The 16,971-nt window shown below is 34.5% G+C and carries 17 protein-coding genes; 9 read left to right on the forward strand and 8 right to left on the reverse strand.

Going from position 1 to position 16,971, the window contains the following annotated elements:
* Positions 1–21: 21 nt before the first annotated feature.
* Both truB and VOI54_RS06160 read right to left on the reverse strand, forming a co-directional pair.
* Complete coding sequence (gene truB, locus VOI54_RS06155) at positions 22–723, reverse strand: tRNA pseudouridine(55) synthase TruB (RefSeq protein WP_326281844.1); 702 nt, start codon at positions 721–723, stop codon at positions 22–24.
* A 5-nt stretch (positions 724–728) separates the two neighbouring features.
* Complete coding sequence (locus VOI54_RS06160; RefSeq protein ID WP_326281845.1) at positions 729–1,523, reverse strand: undecaprenyl-diphosphate phosphatase; 795 nt, start codon at positions 1,521–1,523, stop codon at positions 729–731.
* 97 nt (positions 1,524–1,620) lie between these two features.
* On the opposite strand from VOI54_RS06160, the gene VOI54_RS06165 reads away from it, so the two are divergent.
* Entirely contained in the window at positions 1,621–2,745 is a 1,125-nt protein-coding gene (locus VOI54_RS06165; protein ID WP_326281846.1) for a glycerate kinase, read from the forward strand.
* Between the two features lie 10 nt (positions 2,746–2,755).
* On the opposite strand, the gene VOI54_RS06170 is transcribed toward VOI54_RS06165, so the two are convergent.
* From VOI54_RS06170 to VOI54_RS06185, 4 genes are all read right to left on the reverse strand, one after another.
* Positions 2,756–3,487, reverse strand: coding sequence for an energy transducer TonB (locus tag VOI54_RS06170; protein WP_326281847.1), 732 nt, complete (start codon positions 3,485–3,487; stop codon positions 2,756–2,758).
* Between the two features lie 41 nt (positions 3,488–3,528).
* On the reverse strand, positions 3,529–3,783 hold the full coding sequence (locus VOI54_RS06175) for a DUF3098 domain-containing protein (protein WP_326281848.1): 255 nt from the start codon (positions 3,781–3,783) through the stop codon (positions 3,529–3,531).
* A gap of 85 nt (positions 3,784–3,868) precedes the next feature.
* The gene (locus tag VOI54_RS06180) at positions 3,869–4,747 is read right to left on the reverse strand and encodes a cell division protein FtsX (RefSeq protein ID WP_326281849.1); all 879 of its coding nucleotides are present in this window, start codon (positions 4,745–4,747) and stop codon (positions 3,869–3,871) included.
* A 98-nt stretch (positions 4,748–4,845) separates the two neighbouring features.
* Positions 4,846–5,796, reverse strand: coding sequence for a DMT family transporter (locus VOI54_RS06185; protein ID WP_326281850.1), 951 nt, complete (start codon positions 5,794–5,796; stop codon positions 4,846–4,848).
* Positions 5,797–5,904: 108 nt separating this feature from the next.
* On the opposite strand from VOI54_RS06185, the gene leuS reads away from it, so the two are divergent.
* From leuS to VOI54_RS06215, 6 genes are all read left to right on the forward strand, one after another.
* A complete protein-coding gene (leuS, locus tag VOI54_RS06190; protein WP_326281851.1) occupies positions 5,905–8,811 on the forward strand; it encodes a leucine--tRNA ligase in 2,907 nt (968 codons plus the stop codon).
* A gap of 378 nt (positions 8,812–9,189) precedes the next feature.
* Positions 9,190–9,450 carry a SemiSWEET family sugar transporter gene (locus VOI54_RS06195; RefSeq protein WP_326281852.1) on the forward strand — a complete coding sequence of 87 codons (261 nt, stop codon included), beginning with the start codon at positions 9,190–9,192 and terminating at the stop codon, positions 9,448–9,450.
* 207 nt (positions 9,451–9,657) lie between these two features.
* Positions 9,658–10,752, forward strand: coding sequence for an alanine dehydrogenase (ald, locus tag VOI54_RS06200; RefSeq protein ID WP_326281853.1), 1,095 nt, complete (start codon positions 9,658–9,660; stop codon positions 10,750–10,752).
* 197 nt (positions 10,753–10,949) lie between these two features.
* Positions 10,950–11,645 carry a zinc metallopeptidase gene (locus VOI54_RS06205; RefSeq protein WP_326281854.1) on the forward strand — a complete coding sequence of 232 codons (696 nt, stop codon included), beginning with the start codon at positions 10,950–10,952 and terminating at the stop codon, positions 11,643–11,645.
* A gap of 92 nt (positions 11,646–11,737) precedes the next feature.
* Positions 11,738–12,439, forward strand: a complete 702-nt coding sequence (locus VOI54_RS06210) for a Bax inhibitor-1/YccA family protein (RefSeq protein ID WP_442809359.1) — start codon at positions 11,738–11,740, stop codon at positions 12,437–12,439.
* A gap of 78 nt (positions 12,440–12,517) precedes the next feature.
* Positions 12,518–14,287, forward strand: a complete 1,770-nt coding sequence (locus VOI54_RS06215; protein ID WP_326281856.1) for a MutS-related protein — start codon at positions 12,518–12,520, stop codon at positions 14,285–14,287.
* On the opposite strand, the gene VOI54_RS06220 is transcribed toward VOI54_RS06215, so the two are convergent.
* Positions 14,284–14,655 carry a tetratricopeptide repeat protein gene (locus VOI54_RS06220; RefSeq protein WP_326281857.1) on the reverse strand — a complete coding sequence of 124 codons (372 nt, stop codon included), beginning with the start codon at positions 14,653–14,655 and terminating at the stop codon, positions 14,284–14,286. The two genes, VOI54_RS06215 and VOI54_RS06220, sit on opposite strands and share 4 nt — an antisense overlap.
* Complete coding sequence (locus VOI54_RS06225; RefSeq protein ID WP_326281858.1) at positions 14,606–15,118, reverse strand: thioredoxin family protein; 513 nt, start codon at positions 15,116–15,118, stop codon at positions 14,606–14,608. The genes VOI54_RS06220 and VOI54_RS06225 overlap by 50 nt, the downstream gene beginning before the upstream one ends.
* A 192-nt stretch (positions 15,119–15,310) precedes the next feature.
* Here VOI54_RS06225 and VOI54_RS06230 point away from each other — a divergent pair, with 192 nt between their 5' ends.
* Together VOI54_RS06230 and VOI54_RS06235 are read left to right on the forward strand one after the other, a co-directional pair.
* Positions 15,311–16,282 carry a sensor histidine kinase gene (locus tag VOI54_RS06230; protein ID WP_326281859.1) on the forward strand — a complete coding sequence of 324 codons (972 nt, stop codon included), beginning with the start codon at positions 15,311–15,313 and terminating at the stop codon, positions 16,280–16,282.
* The gene (locus VOI54_RS06235; RefSeq protein WP_326281860.1) at positions 16,279–16,968 is read left to right on the forward strand and encodes a LytR/AlgR family response regulator transcription factor; all 690 of its coding nucleotides are present in this window, start codon (positions 16,279–16,281) and stop codon (positions 16,966–16,968) included. The genes VOI54_RS06230 and VOI54_RS06235 overlap by 4 nt, the downstream gene beginning before the upstream one ends.
* The last annotated feature ends 3 nt before the right edge of the window (positions 16,969–16,971 follow it).

Here is a 16,971-nt window from a genome sequence, read left to right on the forward strand (position 1 = left end):
GATTATGAAATATACGTAAAATTAATGGGTTTGGTTGTTTAACTGCTCAATAAGGCCCTCTATTGATAAGGCTTTTTCTACGTCAAACGCTCCAATTTTTGTTCTTCTCAACACTGATAAATGCGCGCCGGATTTTAAGGCTTTTCCAAAATCGTTAGCTAAAGATCTAATATAAGTCCCTTTGCTGCAAACTACTCTGAATTCAATATTTAAGCCGGTAATTTTGGTAATTTCAAATTCTGAAATGTTAACGCTTCTGGATTTTAGTTCTACATTTTCGCCGGCTCTTGCATATTCATATAAACGTTTGCCATCTTTTTTTAGGGCTGAAAATACCGGTGGATATTGCTGAACATCTCCCAGGAATTGCCTGGTTGTTGCTCGAATCAAATCTTCAGTGATATGTTCGGTAGGGAATGTTTTGTCTATTTCAGTTTCTAAATCAAATGATGGGGTTGTGCTGCCCAGAACAAAAGTACCGGTATATTCCTTTATTTGACCTTGAAACGTATTGATCTGTTTAGTCATTTTCCCTGTGCAAATCACTAACAAACCTGTAGCAAGGGGGTCTAAAGTACCGGCATGACCAACCTTTATTTTTTTAATTTTAAAAGCTTGTCTAATTTCCCACCTAAGCTTATTGACGACTTGAAAGGAGGTCCAGTTAAGTGGCTTATCAATAAGTAATACCTGGCCGGAAAGATAGTCTTCTGAGGTTTTCATGGTCTTTAATATGATAATGAAAAAATAACAGCAATTATTCCAACAATGGCACAGTAAATGGCAAAGTAGGTCAGTTTACTTTTTCTTACTAAGGATATCATCCAGGTACAGGCAAATAATCCCGAAACAAAAGCCGCTATAAAACCAATGGAAAGTGAAGTGAAATTACTACTGTCATAGGATAAATCTCCGCTTAGAATGTCTTTAGCTATTTTTCCAAAGATAAGAGGGACTACCATTAAAAATGAAAATCGTGCCGCTTTGGTTTTATCATTGCCTAATAAAACCGATGTGGAGATGGTTGCTCCGGAACGTGAAATACCCGGAAGCATGGCAATAGCTTGAGAAATACCTATTACAAAGGCATTTTGAAAAGATACTTTTTTATTGGTATTTTTAGCCTTGTCTGCAAAAAATAAAAGTATAGCTGTAATAAGTAGCATGAACCCTACTAAAAGAATGTTTCCTCCAAAAAGTTGTTCCAACTGCTTTTCAAAGAACAGGCCTACAATAATTGCAGGGATCATAGAAATTGCAATTTTTGTAATGAATTGCAAATCCTCACTCCATTTAAACTTTAGAGCGCCTTTAATAAGTTCTAAAATATCTTTTCTAAATACTACTATAGTACTAAGTGCTGTGGCAAAATGAAGTACAACAGTAAAAATCAGGCTTTCTTCAGGTACAGATTGATCTCCCAGAATAGCTTTTCCCAGTTCTAAATGGCCGCTTGAAGAAACAGGTAGAAATTCTGTAAGGCCTTGAATAATACCTAAAATAATTGCGTCTATAATTTCCATGGCGCAAAAATATTAAAATACCAATACATTTAACTTGTAATAGACTAAATTATAAATGCTATTTTAGAAATCATTTTGCATCTTATAACTCACTAAAATGAAAATAGTATTAGCACCGGATAAATTTAAAAACTCTTTAACAGGCTTAGAATTTTGCAGTGCTGTTAAGGCCGGTATCCATGCTGTAGATCCCGGTGTGACTATAGTGAATTTACCACTTGCTGATGGTGGTGACGGCACTATTGAAGTGGTGAACTATTATCTAAAAGGAGAAGTAATTCATGTAACAGTAAATAATCCGTTTTTTGAACCTATTCAAGCATCTTATTTGTTTTCAAAAGAAGAAAGAACAGCATTTATAGAAATGGCAGAAGCATCGGGAGTTAAATTATTAAAGCCGGAACAATTTGATTGTAAAAATGCGACGACTTTGGGAACCGGTGAAATGATAATTGATGCTATTAACAGAGGTGCTTCAAAAATTATTTTGGGAATTGGAGGCAGTGCTACCAACGACTGTGGTGTAGGTATGGCAACAGCATTAGGGTATCGTTTTTTAGATAAACATAATAATGAGGTGCTACCTGTTGGGGCTAACCTTTCTAAAATAGAATCTATTGATGTTTCCAATGTACACCCTGAACTGTTTAATGTGAGTTTTCGTATAGCCTGTGATGTTACCAATCCCTTATTTGGAGAGCATGGAGCGGCCTGTGTTTATGCAGCTCAAAAGGGTGCGTCGCCAGAAGATATTAAGTTACTGGATGAAGGCTTGGAAGCGTTTTCAGAGGTTATCAATGCTGTTTTTAATATCGATGTGCAGGCTGTACCGGGAGCAGGGGCAGCCGGAGGTATGGGTATAGCGTCAAAAGTATTTTTAAAAGGCGTGCTGGAACCAGGAGTTCAACTCATAAAACACTTAGCACAGTTTGATTCTAAATTGGAGAATGCAGATTGGATAATTACCGGTGAAGGTAAACTTGACTCTCAAACTTTATCAGGTAAAACTATAGAAGGTGTAGCAAATTCTGCGAGAATAAAAAACATAAAAGTTGCAGCCTTCTGTGGGATGATTGATTTAGATGAAAAGGCTCTTAAAGCATTTGGAATTGAATACTCAGATGCGGTTTTAAATCATTCAAAAGATTTGGAAGATGCTATGAAAAATGGATATGACTACTTAAAGCGTATGGCATTTAATTTTGTTAAGGAGGTGAGATAGTTTTTATTTATTACTTCACATAATAAGTTATGGGTATTTTATAAGGTGCAGAAACGGCCTTCCCATTTTGAAAACCACCCCTATAAAAAGGAGGTATGTTTTTTAATACTCGTTCTATCTCAGCTTCAAGAATTGGAGATGGTGCCTTTACTTCAATATCTGTAATTGAGTTGTCTGTCCCAACTTTAAAAGAACAGAGGAGCTTGATTTTTCCTTTTAGGTCTGTTTTTTTTAGTTCTTCTAAGTTGATTCCGTTTCTAATAACAGTTGCTATTTTTTTTTGGGAACACTTTTTTAAATCTACAAAGTTCTTAGATTTTTGACAGCCTTTATATATTGGTGTAGATTCAATAATTACTTTATCATTAAAATTGATAACTTTTTTAGAGTTCACTATGTCTATAGTACCATTAATAATATAAACAGTTAGAATTTTATATGGGGGAAGATTAAGTTTTTCTATCGGATATTTTTGAAAAGCGTTTATAATGGCTTTATTTAAGTTGTGATTTTTAACATTAGTTCTAATAGATTCCGTTTTTCCAGATTTAGTCATGGAAAATAGTAGTCTAAATTTATTTTTCTTTTTCAGGAGGTAAGCATCTTCAATAAGTTCAGGGCTAATTTCTTCTGTGATAAATGTAGAGAGGTCATGATTGTAAAGGGGTTTTTGAGAGTTGGCCTTTTGGGCTTGCCCAAATATAGTTATGCAATAAATAAAGTAAAGAAGTGCTTTTTTCATATTGAAAATGATTAGAGTGTATTGTACAAAAAAGATATGGGCTACTTTTTATCAGGATTCAAAAGAATAGCATAAATCTGAATACCAAACCCAATAAGAACTAAAGTAGGGGCTAGTCGTATACGTCTCCAGCTAAAAATTTCAGGATTAAATACATTGGGGTCATCACTTCCGCCGCCCGACATCAAAATAAAACCAATGGCAATAATTGCTAAACCTATAAACATGAATTTATAGTTTTTCTTTCCAAATATAAATGTTGGCTTTCCGGCTTCTTTACGTTTTTTTTCTCCCATAATTTAACTTCTGCAGAATAATTTAATGCAAAATAAAAGATTTATTTAAAACAATAGTGTTAATCTAATTCTAATTTATTAATAACTAATAATACAGATCATCCGTTTTCAAATTTAAAAAACGTTGAGTTGCAAAATGAGTGCTAATCCATGTAATCACAATACCTAATGCAAATATGATTATAAATAAAAACGTTATTAAAACAGGATTACTGAGTAAGTTTAATTCTATAAAGGTTTTGTTTAAATAATATAAAACAATACCCATACCTATCAATGCCAAAACGGCACCTACTATACCCAATCGTACACTTTTCCAAATAAAGGGGCGTCTGATGAACTGTTTTGTTGCACCAACCATCTGCATGGTTTTAATAGTAAACCGTTTGGAGTAAACAGCTAAGCGTATAGAACTATTGATCAGTAATACGGCAATCAGTGTAAAAATACTACTGATAATAAGGATCCAAAAGCTTATTTTTTTAACATTGTTATTCATAAGGTTTACCAGATCGTTATCATAGGTTACCTCTTCAACAAAATCTTTATTTAGGGCTTCTTCAGAGATTTTATCTAGATGTTCAGAGGTTACATAGTCCGCTTTTAAATGTACATCAATTGAGTTTTGCAGTGGGTTATAGCCTACAAAATCCATGAAATCTTCGCCATTTTCACTGTTCATAAATTCGGCAGCCTGCTCTTTGGAAACATACTCGGTAGATTTAACATAATCTGCCATAGCCAAGCTTTTTTTAAGTTGTTCGGTTTCTACTTCTTTAGCAGAATCTTTTAAGTATATGGTTACAACAACCTGTTCTTTGAAATGATCAGAAACTTTTTTCGCATTTAAAATGAGCATGCCTAATAACCCTAATAAAAACAAAACCAAGGCAATACTTAAAACAACAGAAAAATAAGAAGAGATAAGCCTGCGCTTTTGATGTCTTTCAAATGATGAACTCATAAAATAGTGGGATTAATGCTGTAAAAATAATAAAGTATAACCAATCTATAATTTATATAAACTAAAACATCTCAATAATGTTGTTAAGATATGACAGATTAGGTTGTGGTCTTTGGGTTTTTACTAATTAAATAGACACCAATAATTACAAGAAAACAGCTTATTAGTTTAACCATATTGATATCGTCATTGTAAGTATCATTACCCAGAGCCAATGACAAAAACAGAACAATTATAAAGCTTACAGCAGGTTGTACGTAGGTGTAGCTTCCTGCTATTGATGGCGAAACATACCGAAGCGCATAAATATTAAACAAGAATGTTAAAAATGTAGTGAACACAATAACATATACAATAACCATATAGGTATTAAAATCAAAAAGGGCGTAGTTAGTATGGTACAGAACATCATTTATCCCAAACGGAATTAAAAACACCAGTCCAAATAAAAACACCCAGCTAATAATTGTTATAAAATGGTATGTCTTCATTAAAGGTTTAACAATGACTTGGTAAAGGGAGTAGAATAAAACATTCATAAAAATAAAAAGGTTGCCTGAAAAGCTACTGGAACCTTCAGCTACTTGACCGTACCAAACCAGCCCAAGGGCTCCAATTGCACCAATACTTAAACCAATTAATTTGCTTTTAGTTATTTTCTCCTTTAGGGCAATCATACTTAAAATAAAAACAACAGCTGGTGCTGAGGTCATAATGATTGCAGTGTCAATAGGAGAAGTTAAACTTAACCCGTGAAAAAAGAACAGCTGATTACAGGAAGCTCCAAAAAGTCCACAAAGTACAAGCCTGAAGATATCTTTCTTTTGTATTTTTTCTTTAATGAATGTTTTAATGAACCAAAACAAAGCTCCGGCACCTAAAACCCGAAATAAAACAAAAGGAGTGGGGCTAAGCTTGTCGGGCATAATGCCTTTTGCCACAAAATGGTTGATGGCATAAATAGTATTAGTGCCAAACAAAGCCAAATGCGCTTTTATAATATTGCTTTTAGTCAAAGGGTGCCTGCTGTTTGTTTGAATAGATGCCAAAAGTAAACGTATTATTTTACAAATATCCGGGTAACGCTTTTTTTATGTATTACGCTGCCCTATTTCCAATTAAAACGTAAATTTGCAACTTCTTAAATAAGGATGATAATGAAGTACAATTTCAACGAAATTGAGGCCAAATGGCAAAAATATTGGGCAGAAAACCAAACATTTAAAGCTGAAAACAAAAGTGACAAACCCAAATACTATGTTTTGGATATGTTTCCTTATCCCAGTGGAGCAGGTTTACATGTGGGGCATCCATTAGGGTATATAGCCTCTGATATTTATGCGCGTTATAAACGTCACCAGGGCTTTAATGTACTGCATCCTCAAGGCTATGATAGTTTTGGATTGCCGGCAGAACAATATGCCATTCAAACCGGACAGCATCCTGCTATTACTACTAAAGAAAATATTGCTACTTATAGAAGGCAATTGGATCAAATAGGGTTTTCTTTTGACTGGTCTCGTGAGGTACGTACTTCAGATCCAAAATATTACAAATGGACACAATGGATTTTTATTCAGCTGTTTGAATCATGGTTCAATTATGATACCAATAAAGCAGAAGCTATTTCAGCATTGATCAAAATCTTTGAAACAGAAGGGAATGCTAATATAAACGCAGCTTGTGATGATGATATTGAGCTGTTTACAGCTGAAGCATGGAATAACTTTTCATCAAAGGAGCAGCAAAGCATCCTGTTACAATACAGGTTAACTTATTTAGCCGAAACAGAAGTTAATTGGTGTCCGGCATTAGGAACGGTTTTAGCCAATGACGAAATAGTAAATGGCGTTTCAGAACGCGGCGGACATCCGGTAGTTAGAAAGAAAATGACACAATGGAGTATGCGTATTTCAGCCTATGCAGAGCGCTTACTTCAAGGGTTGGATACTATTGACTGGACAGGTTCATTAAAAGAAAGTCAACGTAACTGGATTGGGAAGTCGGTTGGAGCTTCAGTGGCGTTCAACGTCATTGCGAGTGAAGCAAAGCAATCTGCCAATAATGAAAATACTGATGTCACTCTGAGCGCAGTCGAAGAGTCTCATAAAATTGAAGTCTTTACCACTCGCCCAGATACCATTTTTGGAGTGAGTTTTATGACCCTGGCTCCGGAACATGAATTGGTGTCTAAGATTACAACACCAGATCAAAAGGCTGAGGTTGAAGCCTATATTGAAGCTACAGCAAAACGCAGTGAGCGTGACAGAATGGCCGATGTTAAAACAATTACGGGCGCATTTACAGGGGCTTATGCAGAGCATCCGTTTACTAAAGCACCTATTCCAATTTGGATTGGTGATTATGTTTTAGCCGGTTACGGTACCGGAGCGGTGATGTCGGTGCCCTGTGGTGATCAACGGGATTACGATTTTGCTAAGCATTTCGGGATAGATATCCCCAATATTTTTGAGGGGATCGATATCTCAGAAGTAGCCTTTGCCGATAAAGACAAAACCGTTATTGCTAATAGTGATTTCATTAACGGCATGAACTATAAAAAAGCCACTAAACGTGTTATTTATGAATTGGAGCAATTAGGACAAGGTGAAGGAAAAACCAATTACCGTTTGCGTGATGCGGTATTTTCTCGTCAGCGTTATTGGGGCGAACCATTTCCGGTATATTATGTCAATGGGATGCCGCAAATGATCGATGCCAAATATTTACCTATTGAATTGCCTGAAGTGGAAAAATATTTACCAACTGAAACCGGTGAGCCGCCATTAGGGAATGCTACCGTTTGGGCCTGGGATACCAATACCAACCAGGTAGTTTCAAACGATCTTGTCATTCCGACAGAACGAGGAACTCGTGACGAGGAATCTCACAACGGTATTTACCCTCTTGAACTTAACACCATGCCGGGTTGGGCAGGAAGCTCACAGTATTTTAACCGTTATATGGATCCTAATAATGACGAAGCTATCTTTTCAAAAGAAGCTATAGATTATTGGCAACAGGTAGATCTGTATATTGGAGGGTCTGAGCATGCTACAGGGCATTTATTGTATTCTCGCTTTTGGCAAAAATTTATGTTTGATAAAGGCTATGTAAACCATGATGAGTTTGCTAAAAAATTGATCAATCAGGGAATGATTTTGGGGACGAGTGCTATAGTTTATAGAATATCAGGAACCAATAAATATGTTTCTAAAGGATTAAAAGGTACTTATGATGTAGAAGAACTTAGGGTTGATGTTAATATGGTTAATGCTTCAGATGAAATTAATATTGAAGCATTGCAAAAATGGCAACCACAATTTAATGACGCTGAGTTTATATTGGAAGAAGGAAAATATATAGTTGGTAGAGAAGTTGAAAAAATGTCCAAACGTTGGTTTAACGTCGTTAATCCAGACGATATTGTTACAGATTACGGAGCAGACAGTCTACGTTTGTATGAAATGTTCTTAGGGCCTTTAGAGCAATACAAGCCATGGAATACGGCTGGGATTACCGGTGTGCATTCCTTCCTTAAAAAACTTTGGAAATTGTATATTGATGATAACGGATTAAAAGTTACGGATGCAATACCAACTAAAGACAACTTAAAAACATTACATAAAACCATTAAAAAGGTTCAGGAAGATATTGAGAATTTTTCATTCAACACATCAGTATCAACCTTTATGATAGCGGTTAATGAGTTAACAGCCCAAAAATGTAATAGCAAAGAGATCCTGGAACCATTATTAGTGTTAATTTCATCTTATGCGCCGCATATAGCTGAAGAACTTTGGGAAGCTTTAGGGAATGAAGGTTCTATCGCTACAGTTCCATTTCCTGAATTTAATGAAAGCCATTTAGTGGAAAGTAGTAAAAACTATCCCATTTCTTTTAATGGTAAAATGCGTTTTACTATGGAATTGCCATTAGATATGAGTAAAGACGCTATTGAAGCAGCCGTTTTGGCTAACGAAAAAACCCAGGAGCAATTACAGGGTAGAACCCCTAAAAAAGTGATTGTAGTTCCCGGGAAAATTGTGAATATTGTTGGCTAACGTCATTGCGAGGAGGTACAAGGTGGCAATCTGTTTAATGACCGTTATAACGTTACTATATTCATATTCCTTGTTAAGACAGATTCATTAGTGTATTATGTATGAAATAAAGTTAGATTAGATATCACAAGAAGAATTAAAAGAGATATCTGGTAATTGTATTATTTCTCCTTGTTGGACGTAATACAATGTAAGAATGTCATTGCGAGGAGGTACGACGCGGCAATCTTTTTAAAATAAATGGCTTACCAAGCTTCTTCGTTAGTATGATTTTTTTTGCGTTAGGGATAGTCGTGTAAAGCCCACAGCGAGGAACGAGCGCGGACTTGAAACAAATAGCCCGACCCTTGGGGAACGCCCAATTAATATAGTAACACTATGAACTATACAGAACTTATTGGTTTTATAGCAGCAGTTTTAACAACGGCAGCTTTTCTTCCACAGGTCTATAAAACCTGGAAAACCAAGGATGTATCCAGTTTATCTCTGCCTATGCTGGTTATATTTTTCATAGGCATTACTATGTGGTTGGTTTATGGGTTTTTAATGCATAGCCCTTCTATGATATTTGCAAACAGTATCACTATTGTGTCTTCTTTTTTATTGATGTATTTTAAAATTAAATACAGAAAGCACTAATAACATAATTATATTTTCTAATGAGCAATAGTTCTTGTTTTAAAATCAAGAATTTATAAAATTGTTATAAGTTTCACAAAATCATAAAAAAACGTTAAATTAATTATGGATTTAATAATTAAAGGTGTCTTTTTAAATTATTATTAAATCATTTGTTATAATATTGCACTTATTTTTCAACTTACAAAATATTAAAATACGACGTTTATGAAAATTGGTGTTCCTATTGAGATTAAAAACAATGAGAATAGAGTAGGTATGACACCCTCTGGTGTGTTTGAGCTTACTAAAAGAAATCATACAGTATTCGTTCAAAAGAATGCAGGATTTAACAGTGGATTTTTTGATGAAGATTACGTGAAAGCTGGTGCCACTATACTTGATACTATAGAGGAGGTTTATAAAGCAGCCGAAATGATCGTAAAAGTAAAAGAACCTATAGAGCCGGAGTATAAATTGATCAGGCAAGATCAGGTGGTGTTTACCTATTTCCATTTTGCTTCAAGTGAGGTGTTAACTAAAGCTATGATTGAAAGCAAGGCTATTTGTATAGCATATGAAACGGTTGAAGACGCTGATGGTTCTCTACCATTATTAGTTCCAATGTCTGAGGTGGCCGGTAGAATGTCCATTCAGCAAGGCGCTAAGTATCTTGAAAAACCAATTAAAGGACGTGGTATTTTGCTAGGAGGCATACCAGGTGTACCTCCAGCGCATGTTATGGTTTTAGGTGGTGGTGTTGTTGGAATTCAAGCCGCAAAAATGGCTGCCGGTTTAGGTGCCAACGTTACCATAATGGATATTAATATGAAGCAGTTGCGTTACATTGCTGATATTATGCCTGCTAATGTTAATACTGAGTTTTCCAGCGAATACAATGTTAGAAGACACTTACCAAAAACCGATTTAATCATTGGCGGTGTATTAATAAAAGGAGCAAAAGCACCTAAGCTAATCACCAGAGACATGTTAAAAGACATGCGTCCGGGTACTGTAATTGTTGATGTTGCTGTAGACCAGGGCGGATGCTTTGAAACAACAAGACCAACAACGCACGAAGAACCTACCTATATTATAGATGATGTGGTACACTATTCTGTCGCAAATATGCCGGGGGCAGTACCTTATACATCTACAGTTGGATTAACTAACGTAACATTACCTTATGTTATTAAACTGGCAAATGAAGGTTGGGAACAAGCCTGTGAAAACAGTGCACCTTTGTCAAAAGGCTTAAATATATTAAAAGGTAAGATTGTATATAAAGAGATTGCTGAGGCCTTTGATATGGAAATGGGTTAATAGCATATTTACTGAAGTGTTAATATAACGTCTGAATCTTAACTAAGATTCAGACGTTTTTTTATGTCCAAAAATGAGTAGGTAAATTTAGAAACAGAATAAATTTCAAGGGCTATACTGACAAATTTTCACATTAAAACCTTGGCGTTATTTTTGCTATCTTTACTAGAAGAAATTAGAATTAAAAAAAAGTAGCAATGATAGGATATTATATATTAATAGGAGCTATAGCATTAGTAAGCTGGGCCGTTAGTAATACGCTTAAACGTAAGTTTGAAAAATACTCAAAAGTGCATTTGCGCAATGGGATGAGTGGTAGAGAAATAGCTGAAAAAATGTTGGCAGATCACGGCATTACTGATGTTGAAGTTATTTCAACTCCGGGCCGTTTGACAGACCATTACAATCCAAGAAACAAAACAGTTAATTTAAGTGAAGCGGTTTATAGTCAACGCAATGCAGCAGCGGCAGCGGTTGCAGCTCATGAATGCGGACATGCTGTACAACATGCTCAGGCTTATAATTGGTTGCAAATGCGTTCTACCTTAGTGCCAATGGTAAGTGTAACCTCCGGGATGTCTCAATGGCTAATTATTGGAGGCCTGGTTTTAGGAGGAGCTGCCGGAATGGGACTAGGATGGTGGGTCGCTGTTTTAGGTGTTGTATTTATGGGGTTTGCTACACTGTTTAGCTTTATAACTCTACCTGTAGAATATGATGCCAGTAACAGAGCACTAGCCTGGTTAAAGAATAAAAATATGGTGTCTCAAGAAGAGTATAAAGGTTCAGAAGATGCTCTTAAATGGGCTGCAAGAACCTATTTGGTAGCAGCAATAGGTGCTTTGGCCAATTTGTTATATTGGGCACTTCAGGTGTTTGGTGGTAGAGATTAAAATTATTGAGATAAATAAAAAGAAAAAGCTCTGAATCCTTTCAGGGCTTTTTTATATCTTGGTGGTAAGAAAATAACCCTAATTAAACTTTTATGGAAAATATGATTGAAAATAAAGTTGTAGTAAGTCAACTGTCTGAAGCCGATAAAGTAGCTTTTTATAAAAAAACCTATTCGCATGTAGCCGGTGGTGTTTTAGTCTTTATTTTATTTGAATACCTATTACTTCAAAGTGAAGTTATTGTTGATTTTGCCTTGTCCATGACACAGGGTTGGCGTTGGTTACTCATGTTGGGAGGTTTTATGTTTATTACCAATTATGCTGAGGGTATGGCGCTTAAAACCCCGGATAAGAATAAACAATATCTGGCATACGGACTTTATATTCTTGCTGAGGCCTTTATTTTTGTACCGCTAATTTATATCGCTATAGCATATACAAGTAGTTTTGATTTATTAAATCAGGCTGCAATAGTAACGTTATCATTATTTACAGGGCTTTCAGCTATTGTTTTAGTGACTAAAAAGGACTTTTCTTTTTTAAGGTCGGCATTAACTGTTGGGTTTTTTATTGCTTTAGGACTGATTTTAGCCGGAGTATTGTTTGGATTCAACTTAGGACTTTGGTTCTCTGTAGGCATGTGTGCACTTGCTGCAGGTTCTATACTATATCAAACCTCTAATATGGTGCATAAGTATTCTAATGAGGATTATATTCCTGCAGCATTAGGATTGTTTGCCTCATTAATGTTATTATTTTGGTATGTGATCAGCATTTTCTTATCCAGAGATTAATACATACATAAAACACAAGATATAAGCTCTGATGTATTTCAGGGCTTTTTTGTTTCTTTACTCCGTAATAAAACTATAATGGATCATTTAAAATACTATCATAATTATTTAGAAGAATATCAATCAAAAGTCAAACTGCTCAATAAACAAATGACAACATTAAGCATCTTACGTTTATTGGTGTTTTTAGCAACGGGCTTTGGTGTCTATATGTTTTTTACTCAATGGCAAATAGCAGCACCAGTTGGTATTTTTGGTGTTATTGCATTTGTTTATTTACTGTCTAAATACACAGATGTTAAAAGAGCATGTGAGTTTAATAAAAAGCTGGTAGATATTAATAAAGAAGAAATTAAAATAGCTGCCGGTAATTTTCATCATCGAGAGAGGGGGATGCAATTTCAGGATCCTAATCACTTTTACAGTTTAGATATCGATTTGTTTGGTCGGGGCTCATTTTTTCAATACATAAATAGAACAACCATAAAGGAGGGAAGCTTTAAACTGGCAGAAGCTTTAAAGGCCAATAATATAAATGATATCCAATCCAGGCAAGAAGCTATTAAAGAACTGAGTTCTAAACCAAAATGGCGACAGTATTATTCGGCAACCTCCAATTTAGTTGAGGTGGAAACCCCGGCAAAACAGATTATAAAGTGGTTACAGAACCATCAATCATTTCTACCCAAAGTTATGTTATGGTTGCCTTTAGTTTTCGGTATTCTGACCATTTTTATGTTTGTACTTACCTATTTCAATATGATAACCAATCAGGCTTTAATAGGGTATTGGCTATTAGTTGGTTTGGGCTTCACAGGCAGGTATCTTAAAAAGATAAATGTGTTAGCTTCAAATACGGATAAGGTTAGAGATACATTTAGACAGTATGCGCTATTGCTGGATTTGATTGAAAATGAGACCTTCACTTCAACATTATTACAACAAAAACAAAAGCAAATACAATCCGGAGATAAAAAGGCTTCTGAAATTTTCAGAGCATTTTCAAAATACCTGGATGCTCTGGATAATCGTAATAATATTATTGGCGCCATTTTTGGCAATGGTTTCTTTTTAACCGATTTGAAAAACAGCTATCAAATAGAACATTGGATTCAACATTATGCCCATACGGTTTCAGATTGGTTTGATGTAGTGTCCTTTTTTGATGCCTATAATGCTTTAGGGAATTATGCTTATAATCATCCTCATTTTGTATTCCCGGAACTATTGGAAGGTGGCCCGGTGATAAAAGCTAAGAGTTTAGGACATCCACTGCTTAATAAAGAAAAACGGATTACCAGTGATTTAAACATTGAAAACGAACAGTTTTTTATAGTCACCGGAGCCAATATGGCAGGAAAGAGTACCTTTTTAAGAACGGTGTCTCTGCATATAGTAATGGCCAATGCAGGCTTACCTGTTTGTGTAAAATCCAGCCAATATGCACCGGTAAAACTAATTACCAGTATGCGAACGTCAGATTCACTGACTGATGATAGTTCCTACTTCTTTTCAGAATTAACACGATTGAAGTATATTGTTGATGCCATTCAAAAAGAGCCATATTTTATTGTATTGGATGAGATTTTAAAAGGCACTAACAGTACAGATAAAGCCATAGGATCAAGAAAGTTTGTTGAAAAATTAGTAGGGACAGGAGCAACAGGAATTATTGCTACCCACGATTTAAGTTTATGTGAGATAGAACAGGAGCTAAAAGCTGTTAAAAATTATTATTTTGATGCAGAAATAATAGATGATGAGCTTTATTTTGATTATAAATTGAAGCAAGGCATCTGTCAAAATATGAATGCCTCTTTCCTCCTGAAAAAAATGAATATTGTTTAAATGTTATTTTTAATTTTTTCAACCATATCACGGGCATTTTTGTTTTCAGGGTTTAAACTTAGTATCTTATAATAGTTTTTTAAGGCTTCTTTGGGGTGTTCTACTTTCAAATAAGCTTCTCCCAAACTGTCATAAACATTGTGGTTGTAAGGAAATAGTTTTGAATTTAAATCAAAAACGTATAATGCTTTCTCTGTTTGGCCTGAGAATAATAAGGAATATCCGTAGGTGTTTAATTCTTTACTTCCCTTAACAAATTCAGCAAATTTTGAAACCAGATTAGTTTCATCAAGCTTTAATTCTGCAATAGATTTTGTATTAAGTAAATAATTTAAACGGTTTGCTACTATATAATTTGGAGTATTCAACTATTCTATTAATTTCTTTTCCGTTTTTGTAAAAAATAAAAGTAGGCACCCTATGGATATTCAGGCCTTTCTCTTCTCCATTCGGGCTTTGTTTATAAGCCTCTGATGTTCTGTTTACTGCTATAACCTGTAATTGGCTTTCAGGAAATTTAGCCGCTTCAATAACTTTATAAAACCTGGGGACTTCACGCCTGCTATCGCCACACCATGTTCCTAAAAATACTTTAATGCTGTATTGATTTAAAGAATCTTTTAGTTGTTTAATGATGCTTTTGTTTGTCAAATAGGTGTTGTGATTTTTTGAGAACCAGGTTTTAAATGAGTTAGTGGTTAAGTCGGTTTTGCTGATGCTACCAAGCAACATTTCATGGCCTTTTTTATCAATGACAAGCTTGTTTGCAGATTGAGAAAATCCCAAACACAGGCTGAGCAAAAAAGCTGATAAAATAACTGTTCGTTTCATTTGATGATTTTTGATGATTATCAAAGTTAACTTCAGAAACAGAAATAGTCTAATAAAAAGGACAGCTAACCGGAATAATAATACTAACGAATATATTACACCTACAAACGGCATAATTTTACGTTGGTAACTGTAAAACCGATTTTTGTACAGATTCTTTGATGGTTTTAGCTTTTCTGGTTACATTTAAAAATGACTTTAAGAAACAAGTATATTTCTCAAATTTTAGTACACATCCTGTTCTGGATGTTATTTGTTTTTGTTTCTCTTTTTTTATTTTCTGATTATTATTGGAAAGACAATCCATTTCTTCAATATCTTATATTGTTAATGGGCATTGTATATGTGAATAACTTTTTTCTATTGCCTTTTTTTGTTAAAAAGAAACTATATGTTCTATATGTATTAGTATTTGTCACTATATCCGCCTTGGCCACGTTTTTATACTGTTATGCTTTTGCTCAATGTGGTTGTTCTGTTTTTAAATGTTTAAGTGATTATTTATGGCAGTCTTTGGTGCCTTTAATATTCTTCTCTTTTGTTTGGGTTTTATACCGGTTTATTGACAAACAGGAGGAAATAGATACAGTTAAAAAAGAACATGCAGAAATGGAGTTGAAATTTTTAAAATCGCAGATTAACCCCCACGTATTGTTTAATAACCTAAATACTATTTACTCCTATGCTATTGAAAAACCGGATGAAACACCGGAGCTTATTTTAATGCTTTCTGATAATTTGAAACATGTATTGTATGAAAGTAATGAACGGTTTATACCTTTAGCTAAGGAAATACATTTTATTGATAATTATTTAAAGTTTCAAACCATAAGAACAGAAGGAGTGAAACAAGTTATATACTCTAAATCAATAGATGCGTTTCAGTACCAGATAGCGCCATTACTTTTAATTACCGTTATAGAAAATGCCTTTAAGCATAGCACGTTGCACAGTGAGATTAAAATACACATAGAAGTAGAAGAAGGAGTCTTAAAACTTAGTTGTGAAAATGATTTTGATAAAGAAAAAACAGGTACAGGGGATTTGAAAATTGGTTTGATAAACCTGGAGAAAAGATTAGAACTTATTTATAAAGATAAGTATCAATTTCACATTACAAAAGAAGAAAATTTTAAAGTTGAACTGAAATTGCATTTAAAATGACCTGTGTAATAATAGAAGACGAAATTCCGGCCCAAAACATTCTGAAAAAGTTCATTGCCAAAATACCTGGTTTGGAATTGTGTGGCACATTTAAGGCAGCCATTGAAGCTAATTCGTTTTTAAATACAAAACGTATAGATGTGGTCTTTCTGGATGTCAATTTACCCGATATTTCCGGGCTGGACTTTATAAAAACCGTTAAAAATCCCCCGGCCATTATCGTTACAACAGCATATCCCCAATATGCAGTAGAAAGCTTTGAACTGGATACTATTGTAGATTATCTTGTAAAACCATTTTCTTTTGATAGGTTTTTAAAAGCTGTTAATAAAGTGAAAGAACGACTGGAACCCATTAAAAATGTTCCACAAGATAACGGCGAAACTATTTTTTTAAATGTGGATAAAACACTTCATAAAATTGTTTTAAATGACATTCTTTATATAGAATCCCAGAGAAACTATATAACCGTAGTTACTACAAGTCAAAAGTTATCGTATATAGATACTTTAAAAAACTGGCGAACCAAACTTCCTGAAGATCAATTTATCCAGGTGCATAAATCATTTATAGTGAATCATGTCTTTGTAACTAAAATTTCAGGTAATATCATTTATTTGGGAAGAGATAAAATACCAATAGGGCGAACATTCAGACAAGAGTTAATGCATAGATTGGGGGTGTAAATT

It is taken from the genome of Alterotamlana spongicola, assembly GCF_035818475.1.
GTDB lineage: Bacteria > Bacteroidota > Bacteroidia > Flavobacteriales > Flavobacteriaceae > Cognatitamlana.